Here is a 21,537-nt window from a genome sequence, read left to right as displayed (position 1 = left end):
AGAACAATTTAATTTATGAGTCCCATCTGTTATTTCAAGGAGATGATGATGACTATGCGGTTGGCAACTTTTAATGTAGAGAACTTGTTTGAACGCGCTAAAGCAATGAATTTAAGCAGTTGGGCTATGGGATCTGCAATTCTTGAAGATTTCAAACAATTGAACGATCTAATACAAAACGATCATTACACTCCAGAAATTAAGTCTGAGTTGTTAACAATTATGAAGCGTCATAAAGGGCTTCTTACAACAGGAGAAAGCAGCTTCATCCGGTTAAGGGAGATTCGTGGCAAATTGCTTGTTAAAAAACAAAATAAACCGCCTGAAATTGCTGTTTCAAGTCGTAGCGAGTGGATTGGTTGGTTTGAGCTTGAGAAAGAGACTATTAAGGGAAAAGCAATTGAAAATATAGGACGCGTCATAGGGCTTCTTGATACCGATGTATTGTGCGTCGTGGAAGCAGAAGACCGAATTGTCCTGGATCATTTTAACCATGATGTATTACCGTATGTCGAAATAACACCATTTGAACATGTCATGCTCATTGATGGCAATGATAAGCGAGGCATCGATGTAGGCATTATGACAAAGAGTTCTTTTAAAATAACAGACATACACAGTCATATCGATGACACAGATGAAAAAGGGACTATATTCAGTCGGGACTGCGCTGAATATGAAATTAAAACGGCACAAGGAAATACTCTGCTTTTATTGGTCAATCATTTCAAAAGCAAAGGGTATGGCAGCGCAACAGCAGCGAAACGACTCCGTCAAGCAAGGCGTGTACGTGATATCTATGAAGAGCGTCTTTCCAAAGGATATGATTACATCGCTGTATTGGGAGATTTGAATGCGGCCCCCCATGAAGCAGAAATGGATCCACTTATTAGGGGAGGATCGGCATTGACTGACATTATGGTTCATCCCAAGTTTTTAGGAGATGGTCGTCCTGGCACACATGGCAATGGTACAGCGTCAGCCAAGTTTGATTATATTCTGATGTCTCCTAAACTTTCTGAAAAAGTGGAAGAAGGCGGTATCGAACGTAGAGGAGTCTGGGGTGGAAAACATGGGACATTATTCCCGCATTTACCTACTATAGAAATGGAGAACGATGCTGCTTCAGACCATGCAGCCCTCTGGGTGAATCTGGATATTTAATAGTAGATCGTTTTAATGGTATGGTTTTTAAAGAAGTTGTATTACGAATGTGGTGAGAGGTTATTGCAAATTTGAGAGAGATCTTCACTATGTTCGGAATAAGTTAGATTTTTTATCGAGGAGGTATCGTATTGATATCGATAATAAACTATAGATTTGGATAATTTAGAGGAACATAAACATGGAATGGAAAGATTTTTTAAACCCACGGTCAATGTTGACTCCCGGTGTCGCTGGAAGTGTGGTTATGGTCATTGCAAATACAATGTGGATTGAATTTATGATACCACAAAAATGGACTGCTTTAGTGTTAAGTTTCTTAATAATCATTCCCATTTTAATGCAATTTGGTGTTTCACTTATAGAAAATATTATTTATTTTATGTTTAACGGATTAATCATTTTTGCACTATCCGTTAATACCAATTTTGCTGGCAGAAAACTTCAAGACATTGTCTCTAGAGATCAAAAAGTGTCAGTTTCTGAAGTTGTCACTTCTCCTAAGGCGCTAGCTGCCGAGATGGTGTTTTTTTCTAGCGAGGGACAGATTAAAAAAGGATACACCATGCAATTGGCAACCAATGATCAACAGAGCACCGCAACAGATGCAAACCAAGATGGCAAAGACAAAGAGTCTACAAAGGATAAGTCAAAAAATAAAGAAAGAAGAGAGTTTTTTGATCCGTGGTTTTAGACTTAGGCTGCGTTGGTGGAGAATCAGTTACTCTCTTCGAGAGGCTATAAAAATGTTTTAGCATAGGATTCTTATAGCCAATCCATGTTAATCAAAATGTACTTTTAGGTTCATAAAGTGGATTTTCTCGAGTATTTCCCCCTTTGTAGAGAGGATTATCAACCACTGTGGTGATTGCATCTAAAGGATGAAATAAATAGGATTTAGGAAATTTTTTCTCTTTTGCTTGGTGTAAATTGTTTTTAATACGCTCTAAAAGAGAAGGGCGTTTTACCGCCTTTTCACGGTCGAGCTCAGGAGAGTCTGTTCGTTCTTTTTGTAGTCCTTCTGGATGATGTGCCAGGGCTTGCATTCGTTTACTGGAGTAGGCTAAATACACATTGTACTTATCTCCCTGCATGTCCTTTCTTTTCTGTATTGCAATTTCATATTCTATTAGCCATTTTTTCCGATATGCAGGAAGGTTTTTAAGTATTTTTTTATTTTCTTCTGCTACGGTCAAATCTCCCTTACTTTGGGCGAATTTAATTGAATCCTCTAAAATCACTTTTAATGGCTTTATTTTATAATTAATGCCTTTAAATTTAATGGAAACCTCATGATCATTTTTGACCATAGCTAAAATTACATCGTTATAAAAACTGGACTGTGAATAGCGTAGAACCTGCGGTGAAGGAAAAAATAAATTACCTTTACCTAGTTCACGATTATGTATCTTGTATAAAGTGAAACTTAATGTAAAGTCGTCTAATTGCTGTCCCTTATTTTTTAAGAGTTCTTTTAAATATAAAATTCCCAGTGTGCCACAGCTCACCTCATCTACTTGGGGTTGTAAATATTGCGGCTTGAGGTAAGGTGAAACAAAATCAGATACATCAGGAATAAAGATATTTTTGAGATCATTTTGGTTAATAATATTGCTATTATGTAAGAACCAATGAATCGGCTTAATTATTTCATCTTTCTTAATTTGAACAAACTCAAAGTGTGCAGGTCCAACCCGTACATTATTCGTAAAGAAATAAATGACAGATTCACCTTCTTTTAAGTTGGCTTGGATTTTTTTTATTTCCTCTAGAGCTTGTCCCTTGCTTAAACACACTTTTTTCTTTCGAAGATTTAAATCTTCGAGTATTTTCACTCTATATTCTTCTAATTTTTTTCGACAGTTTAAATTTAAGCATATTTGATTTAATCGTTTAAGCTCTTCCCGGCTTAGCTCTTTCATTCTGTCATTGTCGTCTAGAAACTCTTCCTTAATCGCATGATATAATTCTTCATAATGAGGTGAGAAATCCGTACTTTTATGATCTACTTTATTTAAGTAGAACGGAGCGGGCATTGTAGACGAGGGCCGAACCCAGTAATTCCTAACTAAAATGGCGTATTGTATGTCTTCATTTTCAAATAAATCGACATCCTTTTGGAGATCTGCGATATTCTCAGATACCATTTTTTGACCAAATTCGGTTGTACCATTAATTAGAACAACGAGATTATCAAGCCCATATTTGTGTATGTAATGTTGAATAATTGGCTGATAGTCTTCAACTACCAATTGGTATGCGGCATGTTCTTTACCTTTAAGAAATCTATTTTTTCGTTCACTTAATGGTTTGGCAGAAGGGGCCTTATAAGAAAAAAAAGGTCGTGTTGATGTCATATAACTTTAACTCTTCTTACCGTATTCTCCTTAATCTGGGTATATGATAAATTTTTGTTGGTATTCTACCATAAAGGGTTTGTTATTGAACATAGATAACATGCATCGTTAAAAATTAATCCTATCATTTTGTAATTGCTTATAGCCTGATTTTCTCTATAACCATTCAGCAAAATCAATAGTGGATTTTTTTCCAATATTGTCGTAATTTTTTTCAATCCAATGGCTTGCTTCTTGTCTCCCCAAATCACGCAGGGTTACTAAAAACTCCCAATCAGGAGAATATACGGTTGAAAGTGGGAAATCGCGCAAATCCTCGTCCGCACGAATACAATGCATAAACAGTTTTTTATAATTTTTTTCGAATTCTTTTTTTAACTGTCCTTTTGAAATTAAATTGCTAACGAAGCCAATGGCTCGCATTTCACGCATCAGAGAAGAATTAAAGGATACCTCTCTTAAACGCGAATCAATTTCTGCTGCAGTTATAGGGATTTCGTTACGTACAATAGGTACTGTATGAAAAATTAAGATATCTCTACAACTTGTTTGATAAATCAAAGGGAAAATAGCAGGATTCCCCAAATATCCTCCATCCCAATAAAATTCTCCATCGATTTCAATGGATTGAAATAATTTGGGTAAACAGGCGGAGGCTAAAAGAGTGTTTACAGATAATTCACTGTTGTCAAAAATACGGATTTTACCGGTCTGAACATTCGTGGCACAAATGAAGAGCTTAATATCACTTTTAGTTTTGATTTGCTCTATATCAATTATTTTTTCCAAAACATCTCGAATAGGATGGAAATTAAAAGGATTGAATTGATAGGGAGATAAAAGACTGATTATCGAGCTAAAGAGAGAAAAACTAAATGGTGTTTTTGAGAAAGGCGCCATGAAATAATCGATGGGTGTTTTCGCCGTAATACCAAATGATTTTCCATAATTACTCATAGCAAGCCAAAAATCATACAATGATTGTCTTGCTCCTTCCTCTTTTCCATGAAGATAACCATATGCAAGAACGGCTGCATTCATACTGCCGGCACTGGTCGCAGAAATGCCCTCGATAGTAAATAACTTTGATTCAAGAAATTTATCTAATAAACCCCAGGTAAACGCTCCATGAGCGCCTCCACCCTGCAGGGCCAGATTTATTTTTTTTCTTTTCGACATTTCAATCTCCCTATCGACATAGCAAAGTTTTTACTGATGCGTGGACAACCTAACTCAAATAATCCTCGACCACCGTGCCATAAGGTAAGGTTAAATCAGTAACAAAATGCATCACCGATACAATTTTTTTAACGGGAAACTCAGCGATTGGAGCCAATGCGTGGGGATGGAGTTCTATGCTACCAGGTCCAGTCCAAGCTCCTTTTACTGTTATGTCCTTTAGGTAAGTTTTCGTGAGCTGGTTAATTTGAGGCGTACCGTCAACGCCTGGTATGTTCTTTAAAAGGAAGGTAGGCTTTTTCATCGAATCTAATATTGCTTTGGAATCCAGTTCATGGTGTTTATATCCCATAGTCGCTGTGGCAATTCGTAAGCTGCCATAATCAAGCAAACCGATTAATACATCTTCCTCAACAAATAATTTGGGTTTGGCTAGTTTTTTTGGAAATCCCCAGATTTCTCGACCACCTGCAATCGGCGCATGGCAATCTAGAAACATTGAAATTGTGAAACCGCCTTCTTCTCCTTTATATCGAACCGGAATCACCTGTCCAGATTCTGTATAATCACCAAATCCTGTTGAATCTGGCATTCTAATGAACTCAAATTTCACATAAGGTTCAAGTAGTTCCAGTCCAGGAGGTAATATATCTTTAAGCAAGCCAGGGTCGGTTTCGTAAGTGATGATAAAAAACTCTCGATTGATAAATCGATAAGGTCCACAAGGATAGGTTCTTATCCATCGTGGTGCTGGCATAGCAAATTCATTTACCATTTTTGATTTTTTCATTATTTCCTTCCTTATGAAATACGAATAGATACAGTAAATATCAAATGTGCTTCGTACGAAATCCAATAGTACAACCACTAGACCTTCAAAATTGTTACAAATTCTCAATTGAAGACAATTCTAATAGTACATTATAGACTAAATATGTCATTTCGCCGGGTTACTTAGAGTTCATTTAGAATCAAAATGAATGACTTAGGTATAACAATAGACTGGTTTTGTTAACTGATACTTATAAGGGAATTTTCTTGAATCCATGCATGCAATTCTTTTACAAGGTAAGGTGCAACTTCATTTTCAGGCATCTGATGGCTTAGTATCTCACAAATGTCCATAAACGATGCTTTCTGTATTATTGCATTGAGCATGGTTCGTTCTGAATAGTCTAGCTTACGGTATCGTACTTCGAGTTGACGACGCCAGACCATTATAAATTGTGGCGTCTTAAGTTTCTTAGGTACGGGAATGGATTTATTACTACGTGATGCTTTAATAAGCGAAAGACTATTCCAATGCATGGTGAGTATTTTACATGAAGGATGCAGATGGAATTTCATTTCTGGCCATTGATTTAATGGCAAAGATTGCAAATCAGCTGCCGAGAGTAAATTTGCATCACCAGCCACAATGGCTTGATATTCAGCCCATTCAAATACAGCAATTTCAGCTAAATGGGGTTTTTTCTTATAAGGTAACGTTTCAGTTAAAAATTGATTGAGATTTTCCCCAAAATTATTGAGTGAATAGTTGTATGATGGATACGCATGAGTATAACTTTGACTCATTTGGCTAAATTGATTTTCACCCATTACCTCAGCCAATGTGCTGTAGTCACTCATTAATGCTTCTTCTAACCGCGCATAAAAGCCATCGGCATAGATAGCTACTCTGTCTGCAATCGAGCCTTTAGGTGGAGAATCAAGATAAGGATTAATGAGAGGCTCGGAGGTTAAAATAGAGTCTTGTAATAAAGTATGTAATTCAGTAAGTTTCATATGCTAAATCCGTTTTTTTATTCAATAAACTGAGCTTCATTGCTTTTGCATATTCTAATTCTTGCCATAACTCTTCAAACGGTGGAATACGATCATCACGCTCAATCATCGTTGATACGTCCCCAAATCGTTTAATCGCTTGGGCATACAGGCTCCATACTTCTGTTATGACCGGATGATCATGTGTATCAATAATGTAATCGCCACAATTTTGATGTCCAGCTAAATGAAATTGTTGTACACGCTCAATCGGAATGTTTTGCAAATACGTTTCAGGATTAAAGCCATGATTGTAGGAGCTTACATAAATATTATTTATATCTAATAAAATCAAACAATCTGCACGATTGGCTATTTCAGAAAGAAACTCCCATTCCGTCATTTCAGATTCTTTGTACGTGATATAACTGGATACATTTTCGAGTAATATTTGTTGTTGGTAAAAATCTTGTACGTATTTAACTCGTTCAACAACATGAGTAATGGTTTTTTCTGTATAAGATAGAGGTAATAAATCGTGCATGTTTCGTTGATGAACACCTGTCCAGCATAAGTGATCCGAAATCCATTTTGGTTGAATCCTGTCTGCCAATTGTTTTACTTTCTTAAGATATTCAAGATTCAGAGGATCGGTGCTACCAATTGATAGTGAAACACCATGCATCACAACAGGATAATTTTCACGCACTTTATCTAAGTAATAAAGAGGATTTCCCCCATCAAACAAGTAATTTTCAGTGAGGACTTCAAACCATTCTACTTTCGGGGTGTGTTCTAAAATATAACTGTAATGCTCTGCTCGTAAACCTAATCCCATTCCTAGAGACAAATATTTTTTAGGGTGGGGCTGTGTGCTTTTTTCCATCTGTCTTTTTCCTAGACGGGAGAATCTATTGTTAGAGGTGAATTGATGTCTCAAGCAAGACATCAATTCAGGGTTACATATTATGATGACTTGCAGCTATTTTTCCCTTTGCATTTATTTTTACCTTTACAACCGTTTTTACCTTTGCAGCAGTTTTTACCTTTACAACCGTTTTTGCCTTTGCAGCCATTTTTGCCTTTGCAACCGTCTTTACCCTTGCAGCCGTTTTTGCCACTGCAATTGTTCTTACCATTACAGTTGTTCTTAGCTAGATTGGTAGGTGAGTTCGAGCTAGCCCCATTACTGTCGAGGGCGGAAGAGGCATAAACGCCTGAAGTAAACAACGCGGCAGCTGTGGCGGCAATAAGTAAGCTTCGTTTATCCATTTTCAATCTCCATATAATAAAAAACAGCTAATTAAACAGCCAAGGAAACAGCTTCATAATAATAGTTGAATGACTAAAGAAGTACAAGTATGCATAGAAACTCGTATTTTCTTAATTTACCGCATCTGTTTTTGTTAAAGAACTGTTAAATTCACACGTGTGAATCCATAAAAAATAAAGCGTGTGCTATATTTTCCCTAAAATAATTAATGGAATACCATTTATGTTGAAAACGCTGATTGTTACTTTAGGGTCTGTTGTTTTGTCATTGGGGGCGGAAGTTTCTGTTGCCGAGAACGTTGTGTGCAAAGACTACAACGGAAAGTCAATGACGGTCAAACCAAAGACGATAACCATTTATAACAATTCTGAAAATACGACGATTTATCCAGTGTTGGCAACAAGTAAAAATGAGGTAAATGAGTGGATTCAGGGATGTTTTCGGACTACGGAACTTTACCCAACAAAATATGTTTACAAATTGTATGTTAACGAAGGCACGGGAATAGCCCCCGGCTCATCGGTAACGATTACATTACCTTTATATAGTGAGTTAGCGAAAGATCGTTACATTACCTGGTGGAATGGTGGACGTGTTGTGTTAGCTGATAAAAACGACAGACTGCGCAACGAAAAAGATGCGTCATTGGCAACTCCTGCCAGCGTTACGTGTCAGGGACAAAACACGGACTGTAAATTGAGCACTTATTCAAGCGATGTCCAATTTCCAGAAAATATATACGCGCAGTTATCAGAGTATACTTTTGGCGACTCGATTATACCCTCTGGGCAATCAGTGCGGATATTAAAACCAGAGAATGTGGGGTATAACATTTCGTATGTGGATCATGTGTACATGCCAGTCGCTATAGGTCCTAAGAATAATCCCTATATTGGATACAGTGGATCCGCACAGTCTTTGACTGCATTTAGAAGCCATCTTGATTCATTTCTAAAAACCACTATAGGACAAGGCTGGCCAGTCTACAATTTGAATGAATTGAAATTACCAGGAGGCTACAATATTTTTGCGCAGCGTTCGGGTACTTTGCCCCCTGAGGATGATGTACCGGTCAAGCCAAATGATGGTTTTCCGCCTGTATTGACTGTGATGTCCTGTATTAATGGAAAATGTAGTGAAGAACAAAAAAAATCACTGCATTATGGTGAATCGGTTCAGCGTATGCAAAATCTATGGGGTTCTTGTGTCAACTGGGATGAAGATGTAAGTAAATACGTCACCCAAAAGATAGATTGTCCGCGAGTTTTAAAAGATAAACTTGGCGCGGTACAGCAGTTTTTTAAGCAAAATCATCAGCAATACTTGCAAATGTATGCTGATAAGAGGTGTAACCTAACACCTGGCGTGGATCCTGTACCATTTAACTACTGGGAAGCGATTAAGCACATCTATGGTTGGGTCCCTTTCAACGAGGGATGTGGTGCTGGGGCTAACCCATTGGCTGATACCAAGATTCCAGGATGGAATCATGCTCAGATACAATCTATGTACATCCATGATTTACAATATAATTACAACGAAACCAATATTACCCCCGAATTATTGTTCAACCCTTATGTCCAACTGATTCATGATAAAGACTATCTTGCTATGGACGCTTATGGATTCTCTGTTGACGATGCAGTTGGCTTCATGAGCGAGCTAGGGGATGGGTTGATTTTTACTGTTGGCGGGACTAAGGGTCTTGAAAATGAAGAGCAGTTTAACTATGCAGATGGCTTTTCTGTGGCAATTGGTGTACCTCAATCTATGGTTGAGCAGGTGAATAAGCCTTTGCTTAAAAAATATGGGGTATGTGTATTTAATCAAGATGCTGGGGATTTGAATTGTCAGCAAGTCAAACAAAACGTGATTATGCCGGATAACAGTCAAATCGCTGGCTTCAGGGTTGGTACGGTCGCTTCATATCCTATCAAGGTACGCTTTACTGATTTAAATGATAATGTGTATACCTTTGTCGTCAATACTCAGTTTGCGCCATGTCCGGATGGTATGGAGTCTTCACAATGTCCGACGAATAAAACGGAAATTGTCAATAAGCAATCTTGCATTGTAAGTAAGAGTAATGGCGAGAAACATCCTAAATCAAACGAGTGGTGTCAAAATGCGAATCCAAACCAACAAAAAGAAAAGCAATTGACTAAGAATTACCTAAGCTTCCCACAACCCGTTGATTTTATGAAATAGTATTTATAGGAATAAACGTAAGTCGGGGCTTTGCTCCGACATCTTTATAAGTAAAATCATGAAGACTATTAAACCTTTTTAATTCGTGCATCAGCGATATTGAATTGCATGCGTCTTAGCTAATTCATCGCCAGGAGGAGGCTTGAGACTTATTTGCTTTACTGGATTTTCTTTGGGTAATTCACTCACTTGAGGTGCTATAATTAAATCAATGGTTTTTAGAGTCGCAGCGGTTTCTATACTGATTTGGGGCTTATGATTATCCGTCAAGTTATGTAACCAACCTAAAAAACCCAACTCCCTCAAACCAGGCTTATTGATTGCAATGATATGTGCTTGCGCCCTTATTCCTGGAAAAATGTCATCTTTTATTGTTTCGCCTTTTTGAAGTATTTCAAGCATCTCCTCCGCTGCTTTTAAGCGGTTAGTGTAGGTTTGCTGTGAATTCTCGGGTGGATGAGTTTCTGAATAGTTAATGTATTTAATAATATGATTTTTGATGGCTAATAAGGTATTAATATCGTCAGGGCTGGCTCTTTTGATATTCAATAGGATTAAATGAGCCGTAATGGAATCTCTGTTTCTTTTTGCAAAAGCTTTGATTTTATTCACTTCATAATGTTCTTTTAGATTAACCGAATCGGTTGCATGATCATAGGGTACTCCACATTGAATCAAACTTCCCACAGGATCATCCATCTTTAAGAACGCTGCATGTTCAGCCCGTAATCTCATCAAAATTTGTGATGGATTGTCTTTTGGATGCGCTTTTTGAAGTGCTGATTGTCGATTAAGCGAAATCTGTATCCCTGAAAACATAAGGGAAGCAGTATATTGATCATCTTCTTTAGTATGATCATATAAGTACATTAAAGAGGCCATATCCTCGGCACGAATATCAGTTTGTCCTAACTCATAGGCAATAAGTGGTAAAATATCATCTGCACCAATAGGTCTTTGCGCGGGGTTTAATGTCACATCGCTGTATTTGTTGATTACCCAGCGGGAAAATTTGGAGGTGATCGCATAATTACCCATTCTTAGTGCATCAACAAATATTTGTGCGTTTTCTGCATTTGTACCTAAATCTTGAATGGAAAGTACTTTTCGTATGCTCCAATCTTTTTGATGTATGTGTGCAAGAATAATTTGTTCTTCTACCCTATCTCCTATAGCAGTGATGGAAGTTTTAACGTAGGAAAGAAAAAAAGAGCGTATTTTTCCACTTAAACCAAAAGCTTCAGGGTCTTTTATTATTTGAGTTAGGATATTTCGAACCGCTTTTATATCCGCATTATTTGTTTTTTCTGTGGTTGCAATGCGATTGAGTAGTACTTTTGTAGCCTCTTCGCTACTTATCTCTGCACGCTGATCCTTAGAAAGTTGGGTTGTTTGACCTTTTTGAATTTTATCCAGTTCAAAAAGCGCAGAAAAGACTAAATCGAAGCGAACTTCTTTGGATAATTCGTCCATAAATGCTCTAGCTATCTGTTCCAGTATTTCTTGCTCACGTTTAATCATCATGAAATCCCTGTGACGAAAATTTCTATGTTTAAATAGGGTACATATCCCAATGTGTATTTTCTATAAAAATACATCCTGTATATCAACAGACACGAAGTAAGTATATGGTTTAGTTTATTTTTACCCAAAATTAGAAAGTAAAGATTAGCTGTTGAGTCAAAATGACTCAACAGTTATGAAATATTCTATCTCATTTTATTCACGCTTTGGCAGAGCCACAAATAATGAGCCAGGGTGATTTAGCGCATTTGCTTCCAAACCCGCTTGGTTACCTTCACCCTTATAGACGTCAACGTGGGCCCCCATAATGGCGCCACCTCGGTCTTGGGCCACACACCAGGAAGTAGATTTTTTGTAGCTATAGATAAAATTCATTCCAATAGGAATTACTTTATGATCTGTGGCGCATGATGCATGGGGTGTTAGAGTAATATTTTCTGAACCATAAGGACCCCCATCTTCCTTAGCAAAAAAAACATAACTTTGGTCGCGATTTCGCAAATCGTCGGCTTTATCACGGTTAAGTAGATTATCCAGATATTGGCGAATTTGCTTTTCTGATGCGCCACTTTGTCTAATTTTTTTAGACACATTACAGCGTAATTTTGCTTCATCATGACATTTAGGATCTTTAGCGCAACGTTCCATTGCATTAAGGTTGCCACCACAGGTTGGGTCTTGCGCGCATTGGACTATCCGGCCAAGCATGGTGCGTGGCCTGCCATTGGAACTCTCATAATTGATGCGAAATTTTTTGCCGTCAAGAATTAATGATCCAGAGCCTTGAACCATTAAAAAAGCAGGGTCATTGGGGTCTTTAACATAGCCAATAATATATTTTGGAGGTAACGCCCCGTGCTCAATTTCTTGTCGGTCTGGCACTACAGAATATGTGCCATTGGCATTTTTCAGACAAAATCCGCGCACCATTTTGGTAAGCGGATCAACGCCACAAAGAGGGGCTTTCAAATTAAATTTTTTGCATTCCGAAGCGACACTTACAACACCGGGGTTGCTGTAGAGAGGATATAAAAATGCCCCACCGCGTTGCGTACGAGCCTCAACAGCTGCTGGCGCGTAATAGGCGGTAAATTGAAACTCACCCTGTTTAAATCCGGCATGATTTTCAGGCCAGCCATCGCTTTTATACCAGTCAAATTCGTTTTTGATGCTCGATAAATATTTTTGAAAATTGCCATGAGCAGCTTTTGCAAGAGCAAGCATTTTTTTGTTGGTATTTTGGCACCATTCTTGGCGCTTGAATTGACGACCTGCAAGAGTCACTGTCTGAAATTCACCATGGTTTTTATCGCAGTTTTCAATCTGGTTATTTAATGCTTTAATCACTTCATCCATATTGCCCACAGGGTTATTTAACGGAAGCTCTGATGCTGAAATTTTATGAAATTTAAAGCGCAACACCCCGGGTTCTTTGGCAGCCATTTTCTGTCTTGTGGTAAAGTCTGCGAACCTTCTAATATCTAAACAGCGCTGGATTGGATCAGCGGGGAGGGCTGCTTGAGTGATGATACTAAAAGTCATTAGGGCAATTATTAAAGCGGATCGGAACATGGGCATCCTTAACCTAGCTATAATTGAGTCTTTGCTCAACCATTGATTTGAGTTTATATAGGATTATATAGACTATTGAACCAGGCATCAAAGGGATGAATTAAACACGCATCCGCTAGATTTCTTTGTGCTGGCTGGAGTAATTGACTTAGTGATTTTGGCGTTTTACCCGGGATATAATGTGGGTTTTGATCTTTGTATTTATTTCGTTCTTCCGTCAAAGATATCAGCTGCTTATCCAGAATCTGATACTACATAGATTAAATATTAGTCTAAATTAAGTACTACAGCAGACAAATCAAAAGACAAAAAAATTTAAATTTAACCCAGCTATCATAAAAATGGCTGCACTCATGTTGAGTTTGAGCCAGTGGATTTTATAAAATTATTCAATTTTTGTTCTATTATTTAATCCTCAAAAGAGTCACTTAATTATTTTATTCTGAATCCATCCATTTTAGGGATTTTCTTTAATAGTGTATTTCAGGAGTAACTTATTTCCACTTTAGAATTAGAGGGCGGCTTATGAGAAGTAGGTACTGTATGTCCTGGTGGTCAGCCGCAATTTAAGAAAATAAAAACACTCTAATCTTTTAACCCATAATTAGAAAATTTTTAAACCCAGAAGGATGATGGTGAGTTAGGGTCATCTTCAAATGCTACCCCTTGCTTTTTATGTTCAGGAGTTGGGGCTGGGCGGTTAACATTCGGTATTTGCGGTTTAAACATGCCATAATTGCCTGTCGATGTTCGAGTAATCTCGGTTTTTTCTTTTAAGGATAATGAGCCAGGAACTGGAGTCTTCGTAGCATCCGGAGACTGAATTATATTAATCTTTTCAGAATTATCGCCAGCCTTAGTAGATATAGGTGTTTCTGCAGAAGCTTTGACTGTTGTTTCTCTGTCTAAAGCAGCTAATGCGTCCGCTATTTTTTCTCCCTTATATCCTTTAGCTAATTGGAGAACAAGGTCTGGAGAATTGTTAAAGAAATTCACGTTAGAAATATTGGGGCGATAAAACGCTATAAAGTATAATGCCTGAATCGTATTTACAGTTATAGGTTTTCTAAATGCTGCAGCGGGAAAAAAAGTTTCAAATCCTGAACGTGTAATTCTCCACGTTTTAGCACTTGTTTCACTTTTAACTCCTGTAAGGTGCTTTGTAAAAAGTTGCTCTATAGTAAGTTGCTTGTCTTTTGCATCTATTTTCAAAGCCATACCTATATCAATACAGACTACTCGACCATCGGGAGTTTTTTTAAAATTATCTTGTCCTGGTGCATCGGCTAGAATTCTTCCTGTTTTATTAAATATATCGATTACGGCGCGACTCATTTCTTCATCTGAAGGTTCTACGCCATAAACAAAAGGACAAATCCACCCCTTACCATATTGAGTAACAGCAAGAAAGGCAGGCAGATCAGGATTTATTTCATTCCATAATCTAACTGAGCGTTCGGGGACATCAGGATAACGAGCAAGATCATCTAATTCAGCGTGCTGAATCTTAAAAACATGTTTCCCATCCCCACTTCTATAAACGTCATTGTATGCACCACCTCCAAGTTTAGTCCATTCTATGTCTTCCCAATTTTCTAATTCCATGTCGTTCAAACTTTCTAATTTAGACAGTGCCATGCTCTATCCTTTTGTGAAAAATAATAAACAAGCGATGAATTATACAGATTATCTTGATATAAATAAATCATATGGATTAATATTTTAACAATAAATATTTTATTTGAACTATAATGTAAATATTTCAATTCTTTGTGAGAATTAAAAATGTTTTTCACTGCAGATTTGTCAATAGTACATAAGGCGACAATGTATCCAATAACAATTAAAATTAAAGTTACAAATAACATTCTAACCATTTTTGCGGTTGCTCGAGATAATACTCCTGAAAATAGGGCGTCAGCTCTTGCAGGTGATCAAGTGGCTATTAAAAAATTGGCAACTGCTCTTGAACATGAAAAAGCAGCTCTTACCGAATGGAGCACGATAGATAATAGTTTCTTATCTGCTATAGAAGGATACGAAGGCCCATATCAGGCATTACTGCACGAGCGAGATCATGAAAATGCAGAAGAATTAGAGACGAATCATTATGACATCCAATTTGAAGAAGTTACACCCCAAACTGTATCTTCTTATTTGACACAGTTTGTAACATTCCAACACATGCATTCCAAGTTAGCATACCATCGACCTGATAGAGATCTAAAGAGAGTCATAACGGAATATGAATCACATTATGAAAATGAAAAGTCGAAACAACCTAAAGCGCCCGACTCTTCATGGAGAAGTGTAGCATATGGATTATTCACTCAAGTTACTTCTTTTTTCTACACAAAAGATAGTAATAGTATAAATAAAAACAGTATGGATAATGAAAGCCAGCCGAAGATTAAGTAATAGATGATTTTTAGGTTTTTAGTGAAAGGAGGTACTAAAATGGCTTATTGGAATCAATTTCAAGCAAATGCAGCCAGTCAGGGATTTGCCCCTCTTTTTAACATGCCTGTATCTTCTGCAAAATGGCAGGTAGAAGTGGGGCCTGTAGCCTTTGCTTCACCGGTTATTGGCAATGATGGGACCATTTATATTGGCAATTTATTGGGTGAACTCGTGGCGATTTCGCCAACGGGTTCAATAAGATGGAAAAAAATGCTGGATCAACGCGGGAGTATCATTGCTGGTAGCCCCGCAGTGGATAGAAATGGCAATATTTATGCGATTACTACTTTTAGAGCCAAAGTTCGTGATCACCGAGGAGGCAGCACCGTATTTTCCTATGTAGCTCACAGTAAATTACATAGCTTAACTCCCGATGGGCAGCTACGTTGGATTTTCAATTTTCCAATCAATCCAAATCGAAATATAACGGATGGGTATACTCTATCATCACCCAAAATATGGAATGCACAAGAACCAATCATTTTTATTCCGGTACTGTTCACTAAACTTGTCTCAAGAATGGAATTATTAGCTATCAACCAAATGGGGCAAGTAGTAAATAATGTTTTCGTTTCAGAATATCCTCCTCCTCCGATTGAAACGAGCGGAGGAGTAACTCTTGGAGGTATTTTTGGCGGCATTTGGGATTTCCTTAATGGCATGGAATTTGAGCCAAGCGGGGGTGGCCCAACGCTACAACAACTGTTTGGGTGGGCAGAGCCATCAATTGCCATCGCTGATTTTGGTCCATTCTCCACGAGACCTGTAATTGTAGTTGATGATAATTACAAACAATTATCAGCATTTCGCTGGCAAAATCGACAATTCCAGCCTTTATGGAATAAGCGTTCAACAAAACCAAGATTAAGGGCTTCTCCGGCTATATTTCTAAGCAGTATGGTTGCTGCAGGTCAACAAGACGGTACTTTAGCTTTTTATGATCTATTAACAGGTTCTGAATTATTAAAACCATGGTATAAAGCGCGCAAAGCCATACAATCACCCCCTGCATCTTTTCTTAGTCAAATTTATTTTACTGCGGGTACATGGGTGGTCGCTTTAGATGCAGGAGGGAGATTATTGCGTCAATTTGAAATGAGTGAACATTCACTTGGGGCGGCGCTGGGATCGCCAGCCATTTCAGGAAATCGTGTTTATGTCAACGCTCAAGAAGGACTCCATTCATTTTCTTTAAATCTGGATGATGTCGATAAAAACACGAGTATACCTGGTGGCATTTCATCACCAGCCATTGCCGATGATGGTACGGTTTATATTATTGATCGTAATAAACGATTGTGGGCTTTGGGTGAATAAAATGAAAACCGGATCTTAATTTAAAATCTACTGACAGAGGATGAACCCTTAACTTCGTAATTTCATTTGTTCAGCCCTGCCTGTATATTCTGAATGAAGTTGCAATAAGTGTTCTTTAAATGAACAAAATTTGGATTCTAATCGTCCTCCTTTTGCTAAAGCTCTATTGCGTTCCTCATGGTCGGTGATCAATTTATTCAATGATTTAATGGTATCATTCAGTTCTGCAGAAGTGAGATCAGTATTTAATTTTTGTTTAAATTCAGTGAGTTTTGTTACAAAATCCGAAGCTACTTTAGCCCTATCCTCAGTTAAAGTTGAGCCAAATGCTTTGTCTTTTATTTTATATATTGAAGTAACAATGCTCGATCGATAACGTGTTATGTCTTTATTAATCGATTGAATATTTTCATCAAGAATCGTGTCTATAGACTTATAAACTTTATCGGCTGGAGTTTCAAATCGGGTAACCGGGCCAGGCATCCACATCGTAACTGGTTTACTTTCAATACCTTTAAGGGATGGGTTTGTAAAAGTAACTACAACTGCCTGTGAGATATCAACATTATTATGTGAAAAATATTCTAATGCTCGATGTATATTAAATAAAGAGGGTCTATAATGTCCACTATGTGTCGTTATTGCTTTTAATACGCCATTTTCTATTTTAATTTCTCCGGCAGCAATAACGGGAGAGCCTGCTGTCATGGATGAATGGGCAATATGATCGGCACCTTCATTGTGTTCAAATAGATAAAGCTCACCATTTGCATTCAAGGTAAATGCAGCATATCCTCGTTTACCATGCGAAATCATTCTGCTTGTATTAACGGGTTCAGCATTTTGCAGGAAACGTTTATCTCTTATTACTATCCTATGTTGAGTTCGCTCTTCTGGAGAAAGATATCTAATATGTTGTTCACGATCTGCTTCTTGTGATTCTTTATTTATGCTAAGAATCTCCTTCTTAGCTCTTGCTTCCTTTAGAGCCTTTCTCATAGCAGCATCTTGCTTTTCAGCATCCTCTAGATTTCTTTGGCCTGGCTCGAGTAGCTGACTTAGTGATTTTGGCGCTTTACCGGGGATATAATGTGGGTTTTGATCTTTGTATTTATTTCGATCTTCCATCAAAGATATCAGGTGCTTATTTATATCTTCAGTTTTTGTAAGATCAAATGCGTAAATGAGAAATTTTAGTGCATGTTTCTTGTTTTGCTCATTGGACTTTTCATCACTGTATACTTCCCAGGCAAAATCAATACGTTGCGCAAGCGGTCCTTTCGCTTCAAGATAGATATCCTTTTCTAAGTCACTTATAGCGAATATCATAAATGGTCCAGAATCTGATACTAATTATATTAAATAATAGTCTAAATTGAGTACTGTAACCGTAGTGACTATCCAAGGCTTATTATAGCAAAATCCAGAAGTTTCATGATTGATGTATTAAATTTGAGAGTGAATTTGAGGTGTTTAGTTACTATAATTATTTAATTCATTTTTTAATTGAGCAGCAAGTTGCTCAACCGCATTTTGGACGCATGGAGAAAGAGTAGAGTCTAAAACAATAACATCTATTTCAATTCCATAAAATATAATATTGTTGGGTAAGACATTAAGAGCATTGGCTAATTGGAGTGCTTGCAAAACCCCTATACCATGTGTTGAGAATTGATTCTCTGGGGCAATGATCTCGTCTTTTTTAAACTGACGTATCGTTCCTATTTCTTTATTTGATTTTATTGCATCAATGAGAAACACCGTATTCGCATTATTTATTAATTCAATCAGACGAATCCCGGTCGGTCGTGACTTTCTATCATCACATATTGAGCGATCTTAGAAGGTAAGGCGATTTGCTGCTTTAAGATTTCTATTACTTTCCATCCAGCCTGATCGTCCCCAAAGGGGGAGCTAATACCTCCGCCACTGTTCCTTTACTTGCTATGTTAAAACTAAAAATTAAAGCATCTTTTTTAACTGCAGCAAGCTGACCAATTTCTAAAATCACTTTTTTTACATGAGCGCACTCTTTTTTTACTGTATTTTGCTTAATAATCTCGAGAATGTTTTGGCAAAACCATAATTCGTGCATATCAATACTCTATGAACAATATATTGTGAGGCAATTCATTATGCCAACAATGAAAGTAAAAAAAGCAATGATTAGACCCGACATGCGTGACAATAATAAAGACATTCTATCAGCGCGATGTAGCAACGTTGAGATAAATAAACCATTCAGTCCATCTGATGTCATCATTCCCAACATAAACACCATACCTAATTATCCTGAAAATAAAAATCCTGCCATTGCTTTCGCTGAAAGTGAAAATAAAAACCTGACTTACTGTATCAAAAGAAATGGCAAAGAGTATTCCAATAGATACAATATAGATGGGATTCATATTTTTTTTGATTAATTTCTTGATAAATAATTTTTTAAGCTGGTAGGTAGCGGTGATTTTGATGGGGATTGAAAAACATTCCAAAGAGTTTAGGAGCCAAATATGAAGAGAAAAGTAATGGAGATACTGTCTCCAACTCCATTTAGCCATTCTGGAATATATGATGGTGTAAATCCATTACCTACGATGAGACCGATTAAAATGACTACCATGCCATGTCCCAATGAAAATAAAAAAACCACAACTTTTGAGAGATTCCGATTGGGGCCAACGATTCGTGTCATAGAATCTATAGTTGCCAAATGATCCAGATCAAAACCATGGCGAACACCTAAAAAGTACGCCATTATAATAGAAAGCCAGAGTGTTTTTTGCATCATTATTCTTCTTTTTCAGCAGTATATAGTTCACATGATTACAATTTAAAAATTTTTATGAAAGGCTTATTCTGCGCTATTAGTTAAATCGATTTTAATTTTTGTGCCCCAGGTCAATCTTAATGCATTAAGAATTGCAAGAATATCAATTAGTTCTTGCAAAAGTGCACCGGTTACAGGATTAATGAATCCCATTGCGGCAAATATCATACCAATAAGACTCAGAATCATTCCTCCAAGAGCACTTTGTAAGGCGATTTTACGTGTATTTAAGCTGAGGTGTATTAATTCATCTACTTTGCTTAATGTATTGCCCATAATTACCGCCCCAGCGGCTTCAGCTGTGACACTGCTGGCTTTTCCAAAAGCAATTCCAACTGTAGCAGCTGTTAATGCGGGTGCATCATTGATGCCGTCTCCCATAAAAACCGTTGGATTCTTTAATCGTTCCTGCCGCACAAGAGCAAGTTTTTGTTCAGGACTTTGGGATGCATGCAGTTCAGTCACATTTAATAAGCTACCTAAATAACTCACTTCAGATTCACGGTCACCTGATACGAGCATAATTTTTTTAAATTGATGATAGGGTGCGAGATGACTAATAAATGATTTGCTATCTGGTCGGGGAGCATCATGAAAGTGTAATGCGGCAGCATACTCGTTATCAACTAAGACAATGCACTCTAAACCAGGTGTTGTAGGAGGAAGTAAATTGACATATTGAGGGTGGCTTTCTAATAATTTTTTTCGTCCGGTAATTTGAATGAGATGGTGATTAATAGTTCCTTGCAATCCTTGTCCTGGTTCCTCAGAAACATTTACTGAGCTAAGTAATGTTATATTCTCTTTTTTCGCCGCATTTAATACAGCATTCGCTAGAGGATGTTTAGAATATCGCTCTATACTTGCAACGTATTGTAGAATTGTTGCTGATTGATAATTTGGGGCAGGCATAATATCTGTTAAAGTAGGTTTTCCGTAAGTAAGAGTACCTGTTTTATCAAAAATAGCAGTTTTACAGGTGATTAATCGTTCCAAAACAGTTGGATCTTTAACGATAATTGCTTGTTTCGCGGCCCTTGAGATAGCACTGATCAACGTAATCGGAATAGCTATTAATAATGGGCAAGGTGTGGCAATCACCAGAACAGAAAGAAAACGTAATGAGTCGCCGGTAAAATACCAAGCAGCAAATGCAAAAGTAAGTGCAACTGGCGCAAAAATCGCCCCAATTTGATCTCCTAAACGCCTAATTGAAGGTCGTTTTTGTTCCGCCTCTTCGAGTACTTTGACAATAGAGGCAAATCGCGAATCTGAGGGTAGGGAGGTTGTTTTTACTATCAACAAAGATTCCCCGTTAATAGCCCCAGATAAAACGTGAGTGCCTGGTGCTTTTGATATTTGATAAGGCTCACCAGTCAAGTAGGACTCATCCATTGAGCCATGTCCTTCTATAACGATACCATCCGCTGGACACGTTTCATGAGGATAAATCAATAGTTCCTCATCAATTTGAATTTCTTGTAATGGAATATCTTCCACACCTGTTGCTATTTTTCGATGAGCAATTGATGGCATACGTTCTACTAGGGTGTGTAACACTGAAGAGGCTTTACGCATTGCGAAAATTTCTAAAGTTTGACCGCTCGCTAGCATTAAGATAATTAGGGAAGCGGCAAGATATTCATCTAAAATAACACTGGTTATTAAAGCAATTGCTGCTAATAAATCAGCCCCTAAGTTGCCCTGTAATAATTTAAACAAAATTTGTAAAAATAGTGGTATTCCACCGATAATGATGAGAAAGAACAGTGGAATCAATGAGGATGAGGGAGCAAAAAAACGCATCAAGAGGTGTGCACTAATAGCAATTAATGAAAAAAATGCAATATACGATTGCCATTGGTATTTATATTGAATCGAAGCCATCATAT

Annotated in this window: 21 protein-coding genes; 6 read left to right on the top strand and 15 right to left on the bottom strand. The window is 37.4% G+C overall.

Features of this window, described 5'->3' with window-relative positions:
- The first annotated feature begins 48 nt into the window (after nucleotides 1-48).
- Both Lani_RS14540 and Lani_RS14535 read left to right on the top strand, forming a co-directional pair.
- Nucleotides 49-1,164, top strand: a complete 1,116-nt coding sequence (locus Lani_RS14540) for an endonuclease/exonuclease/phosphatase family protein (protein WP_019235553.1) — start codon at nucleotides 49-51, stop codon at nucleotides 1,162-1,164.
- A gap of 181 nt (nucleotides 1,165-1,345) precedes the next feature.
- Nucleotides 1,346-1,858 carry a hypothetical protein gene (locus Lani_RS14535; protein ID WP_019235552.1) on the top strand — a complete coding sequence of 171 codons (513 nt, stop codon included), beginning with the start codon at nucleotides 1,346-1,348 and terminating at the stop codon, nucleotides 1,856-1,858.
- A gap of 91 nt (nucleotides 1,859-1,949) precedes the next feature.
- On the opposite strand, the gene Lani_RS14530 is transcribed toward Lani_RS14535, so the two are convergent.
- The 6 genes from Lani_RS14530 to Lani_RS19825 form a co-directional block, all read right to left on the bottom strand.
- Nucleotides 1,950-3,521, bottom strand: coding sequence for a hypothetical protein (locus Lani_RS14530; RefSeq protein ID WP_019235551.1), 1,572 nt, complete (start codon nucleotides 3,519-3,521; stop codon nucleotides 1,950-1,952).
- A gap of 156 nt (nucleotides 3,522-3,677) precedes the next feature.
- Nucleotides 3,678-4,700, bottom strand: a complete 1,023-nt coding sequence (locus tag Lani_RS14525; protein WP_019235550.1) for a patatin-like phospholipase family protein — start codon at nucleotides 4,698-4,700, stop codon at nucleotides 3,678-3,680.
- Between the two features lie 49 nt (nucleotides 4,701-4,749).
- On the bottom strand, nucleotides 4,750-5,490 hold the full coding sequence (locus Lani_RS14520; protein WP_019235549.1) for an acetoacetate decarboxylase: 741 nt from the start codon (nucleotides 5,488-5,490) through the stop codon (nucleotides 4,750-4,752).
- Nucleotides 5,491-5,711: 221 nt separating this feature from the next.
- Nucleotides 5,712-6,485: an HvfC/BufC N-terminal domain-containing protein gene (locus tag Lani_RS14515; protein ID WP_019235548.1), complete on the bottom strand. Its 774-nt coding sequence runs from the start codon at nucleotides 6,483-6,485 to the stop codon at nucleotides 5,712-5,714.
- Nucleotides 6,472-7,350: an MNIO family bufferin maturase gene (gene bufB / locus Lani_RS14510; protein WP_019235547.1), complete on the bottom strand. Its 879-nt coding sequence runs from the start codon at nucleotides 7,348-7,350 to the stop codon at nucleotides 6,472-6,474. Before bufB ends, Lani_RS14515 begins: the two co-directional genes overlap by 14 nt.
- Before the next feature lie 80 nt (nucleotides 7,351-7,430).
- Nucleotides 7,431-7,736, bottom strand: a complete 306-nt coding sequence (locus Lani_RS19825; RefSeq protein WP_081595209.1) for a hypothetical protein — start codon at nucleotides 7,734-7,736, stop codon at nucleotides 7,431-7,433.
- 223 nt (nucleotides 7,737-7,959) lie between these two features.
- On the opposite strand from Lani_RS19825, the gene Lani_RS14500 reads away from it, so the two are divergent.
- The gene (locus Lani_RS14500; RefSeq protein ID WP_019235545.1) at nucleotides 7,960-9,945 is read left to right on the top strand and encodes a hypothetical protein; all 1,986 of its coding nucleotides are present in this window, start codon (nucleotides 7,960-7,962) and stop codon (nucleotides 9,943-9,945) included.
- A gap of 90 nt (nucleotides 9,946-10,035) precedes the next feature.
- Here the strand turns inward: Lani_RS14500 and Lani_RS14495 are convergent, their stop codons facing one another.
- From Lani_RS14495 to Lani_RS14485, 4 genes are all read right to left on the bottom strand, one after another.
- On the bottom strand, nucleotides 10,036-11,469 hold the full coding sequence (locus tag Lani_RS14495; protein ID WP_127908226.1) for a hypothetical protein: 1,434 nt from the start codon (nucleotides 11,467-11,469) through the stop codon (nucleotides 10,036-10,038).
- Between the two features lie 195 nt (nucleotides 11,470-11,664).
- Nucleotides 11,665-13,041, bottom strand: a complete 1,377-nt coding sequence (locus Lani_RS14490; protein WP_019235543.1) for an MltA domain-containing protein — start codon at nucleotides 13,039-13,041, stop codon at nucleotides 11,665-11,667.
- Nucleotides 13,042-13,094: 53 nt separating this feature from the next.
- The gene (locus tag Lani_RS20265) at nucleotides 13,095-13,262 is read right to left on the bottom strand and encodes a hypothetical protein (protein ID WP_156415167.1); all 168 of its coding nucleotides are present in this window, start codon (nucleotides 13,260-13,262) and stop codon (nucleotides 13,095-13,097) included.
- 394 nt (nucleotides 13,263-13,656) lie between these two features.
- Nucleotides 13,657-14,679 carry a hypothetical protein gene (locus Lani_RS14485; RefSeq protein WP_019235542.1) on the bottom strand — a complete coding sequence of 341 codons (1,023 nt, stop codon included), beginning with the start codon at nucleotides 14,677-14,679 and terminating at the stop codon, nucleotides 13,657-13,659.
- 147 nt (nucleotides 14,680-14,826) lie between these two features.
- On the opposite strand from Lani_RS14485, the gene Lani_RS14475 reads away from it, so the two are divergent.
- Both Lani_RS14475 and Lani_RS14470 read left to right on the top strand, forming a co-directional pair.
- Nucleotides 14,827-15,459 carry a hypothetical protein gene (locus Lani_RS14475; protein ID WP_127908227.1) on the top strand — a complete coding sequence of 211 codons (633 nt, stop codon included), beginning with the start codon at nucleotides 14,827-14,829 and terminating at the stop codon, nucleotides 15,457-15,459.
- A gap of 39 nt (nucleotides 15,460-15,498) precedes the next feature.
- On the top strand, nucleotides 15,499-16,818 hold the full coding sequence (locus Lani_RS14470; protein ID WP_019235539.1) for an outer membrane protein assembly factor BamB family protein: 1,320 nt from the start codon (nucleotides 15,499-15,501) through the stop codon (nucleotides 16,816-16,818).
- Nucleotides 16,819-16,866: 48 nt separating this feature from the next.
- Here the strand turns inward: Lani_RS14470 and Lani_RS14465 are convergent, their stop codons facing one another.
- From Lani_RS14465 to Lani_RS14455, 3 genes are all read right to left on the bottom strand, one after another.
- On the bottom strand, nucleotides 16,867-18,147 hold the full coding sequence (locus Lani_RS14465; RefSeq protein WP_019235538.1) for a hypothetical protein: 1,281 nt from the start codon (nucleotides 18,145-18,147) through the stop codon (nucleotides 16,867-16,869).
- A gap of 144 nt (nucleotides 18,148-18,291) precedes the next feature.
- Nucleotides 18,292-18,579: a hydrogenase maturation protease gene (locus tag Lani_RS21100; protein ID WP_019235537.1), complete on the bottom strand. Its 288-nt coding sequence runs from the start codon at nucleotides 18,577-18,579 to the stop codon at nucleotides 18,292-18,294.
- A 115-nt stretch (nucleotides 18,580-18,694) separates the two neighbouring features.
- Entirely contained in the window at nucleotides 18,695-18,913 is a 219-nt protein-coding gene (locus Lani_RS14455) for a hydrogenase maturation nickel metallochaperone HypA (protein ID WP_019235536.1), read from the bottom strand.
- Between the two features lie 40 nt (nucleotides 18,914-18,953).
- Between Lani_RS14455 and Lani_RS20845 the strand changes: the two genes are divergently transcribed.
- Nucleotides 18,954-19,241: a hypothetical protein gene (locus tag Lani_RS20845; protein WP_019235535.1), complete on the top strand. Its 288-nt coding sequence runs from the start codon at nucleotides 18,954-18,956 to the stop codon at nucleotides 19,239-19,241.
- A 74-nt stretch (nucleotides 19,242-19,315) separates the two neighbouring features.
- Here Lani_RS20845 and Lani_RS20840 read toward each other — a convergent pair whose 3' ends face one another.
- Both Lani_RS20840 and Lani_RS14445 read right to left on the bottom strand, forming a co-directional pair.
- Nucleotides 19,316-19,606, bottom strand: coding sequence for a HoxN/HupN/NixA family nickel/cobalt transporter (locus Lani_RS20840; protein ID WP_019235534.1), 291 nt, complete (start codon nucleotides 19,604-19,606; stop codon nucleotides 19,316-19,318).
- 63 nt (nucleotides 19,607-19,669) lie between these two features.
- The gene (locus Lani_RS14445) at nucleotides 19,670-21,532 is read right to left on the bottom strand and encodes a heavy metal translocating P-type ATPase (protein WP_019235533.1); all 1,863 of its coding nucleotides are present in this window, start codon (nucleotides 21,530-21,532) and stop codon (nucleotides 19,670-19,672) included.
- Nucleotides 21,533-21,537: the final 5 nt, after the last annotated feature.

This window comes from Legionella anisa, assembly GCF_001467525.1.
Lineage (GTDB): Bacteria > Pseudomonadota > Gammaproteobacteria > Legionellales > Legionellaceae > Legionella > Legionella anisa.
This window is presented reverse-complemented; position numbering and strand designations above follow the sequence as displayed.

Bases quoted from the DNA above. Each gene is read 5' to 3' on its own strand.
- Lani_RS14540 (WP_019235553.1), top strand. From the start codon at position 49: ATGACTATGCGGTTGGCAACTTTTAATGTAGAGAACTTGTTTGAACGC.
- Lani_RS14535 (WP_019235552.1), top strand. From the start codon at position 1,346: ATGGAATGGAAAGATTTTTTAAACCCACGGTCAATGTTGACTCCCGGT.
- Lani_RS14530 (WP_019235551.1), bottom strand. From the start codon at position 3,521: ATGACATCAACACGACCTTTTTTTTCTTATAAGGCCCCTTCTGCCAAA.
- Lani_RS14525 (WP_019235550.1), bottom strand. From the start codon at position 4,700: ATGTCGAAAAGAAAAAAAATAAATCTGGCCCTGCAGGGTGGAGGCGCT.
- Lani_RS14520 (WP_019235549.1), bottom strand. From the start codon at position 5,490: ATGAAAAAATCAAAAATGGTAAATGAATTTGCTATGCCAGCACCACGA.
- Lani_RS14515 (WP_019235548.1), bottom strand. From the start codon at position 6,485: ATGAAACTTACTGAATTACATACTTTATTACAAGACTCTATTTTAACC.
- bufB (WP_019235547.1), bottom strand. From the start codon at position 7,350: ATGGAAAAAAGCACACAGCCCCACCCTAAAAAATATTTGTCTCTAGGA.
- Lani_RS19825 (WP_081595209.1), bottom strand. From the start codon at position 7,736: ATGGATAAACGAAGCTTACTTATTGCCGCCACAGCTGCCGCGTTGTTT.
- Lani_RS14500 (WP_019235545.1), top strand. From the start codon at position 7,960: ATGTTGAAAACGCTGATTGTTACTTTAGGGTCTGTTGTTTTGTCATTG.
- Lani_RS14495 (WP_127908226.1), bottom strand. From the start codon at position 11,469: ATGATGATTAAACGTGAGCAAGAAATACTGGAACAGATAGCTAGAGCA.
- Lani_RS14490 (WP_019235543.1), bottom strand. From the start codon at position 13,041: ATGTTCCGATCCGCTTTAATAATTGCCCTAATGACTTTTAGTATCATC.
- Lani_RS14485 (WP_019235542.1), bottom strand. From the start codon at position 14,679: ATGGCACTGTCTAAATTAGAAAGTTTGAACGACATGGAATTAGAAAAT.
- Lani_RS14475 (WP_127908227.1), top strand. From the start codon at position 14,827: ATGTTTTTCACTGCAGATTTGTCAATAGTACATAAGGCGACAATGTAT.
- Lani_RS14470 (WP_019235539.1), top strand. From the start codon at position 15,499: ATGGCTTATTGGAATCAATTTCAAGCAAATGCAGCCAGTCAGGGATTT.
- Lani_RS14465 (WP_019235538.1), bottom strand. From the start codon at position 18,147: ATGATATTCGCTATAAGTGACTTAGAAAAGGATATCTATCTTGAAGCG.
- Lani_RS14455 (WP_019235536.1), bottom strand. From the start codon at position 18,913: ATGCACGAATTATGGTTTTGCCAAAACATTCTCGAGATTATTAAGCAA.
- Lani_RS20845 (WP_019235535.1), top strand. From the start codon at position 18,954: ATGCCAACAATGAAAGTAAAAAAAGCAATGATTAGACCCGACATGCGT.
- Lani_RS20840 (WP_019235534.1), bottom strand. From the start codon at position 19,606: ATGATGCAAAAAACACTCTGGCTTTCTATTATAATGGCGTACTTTTTA.
- Lani_RS14445 (WP_019235533.1), bottom strand. From the start codon at position 21,532: ATGGCTTCGATTCAATATAAATACCAATGGCAATCGTATATTGCATTT.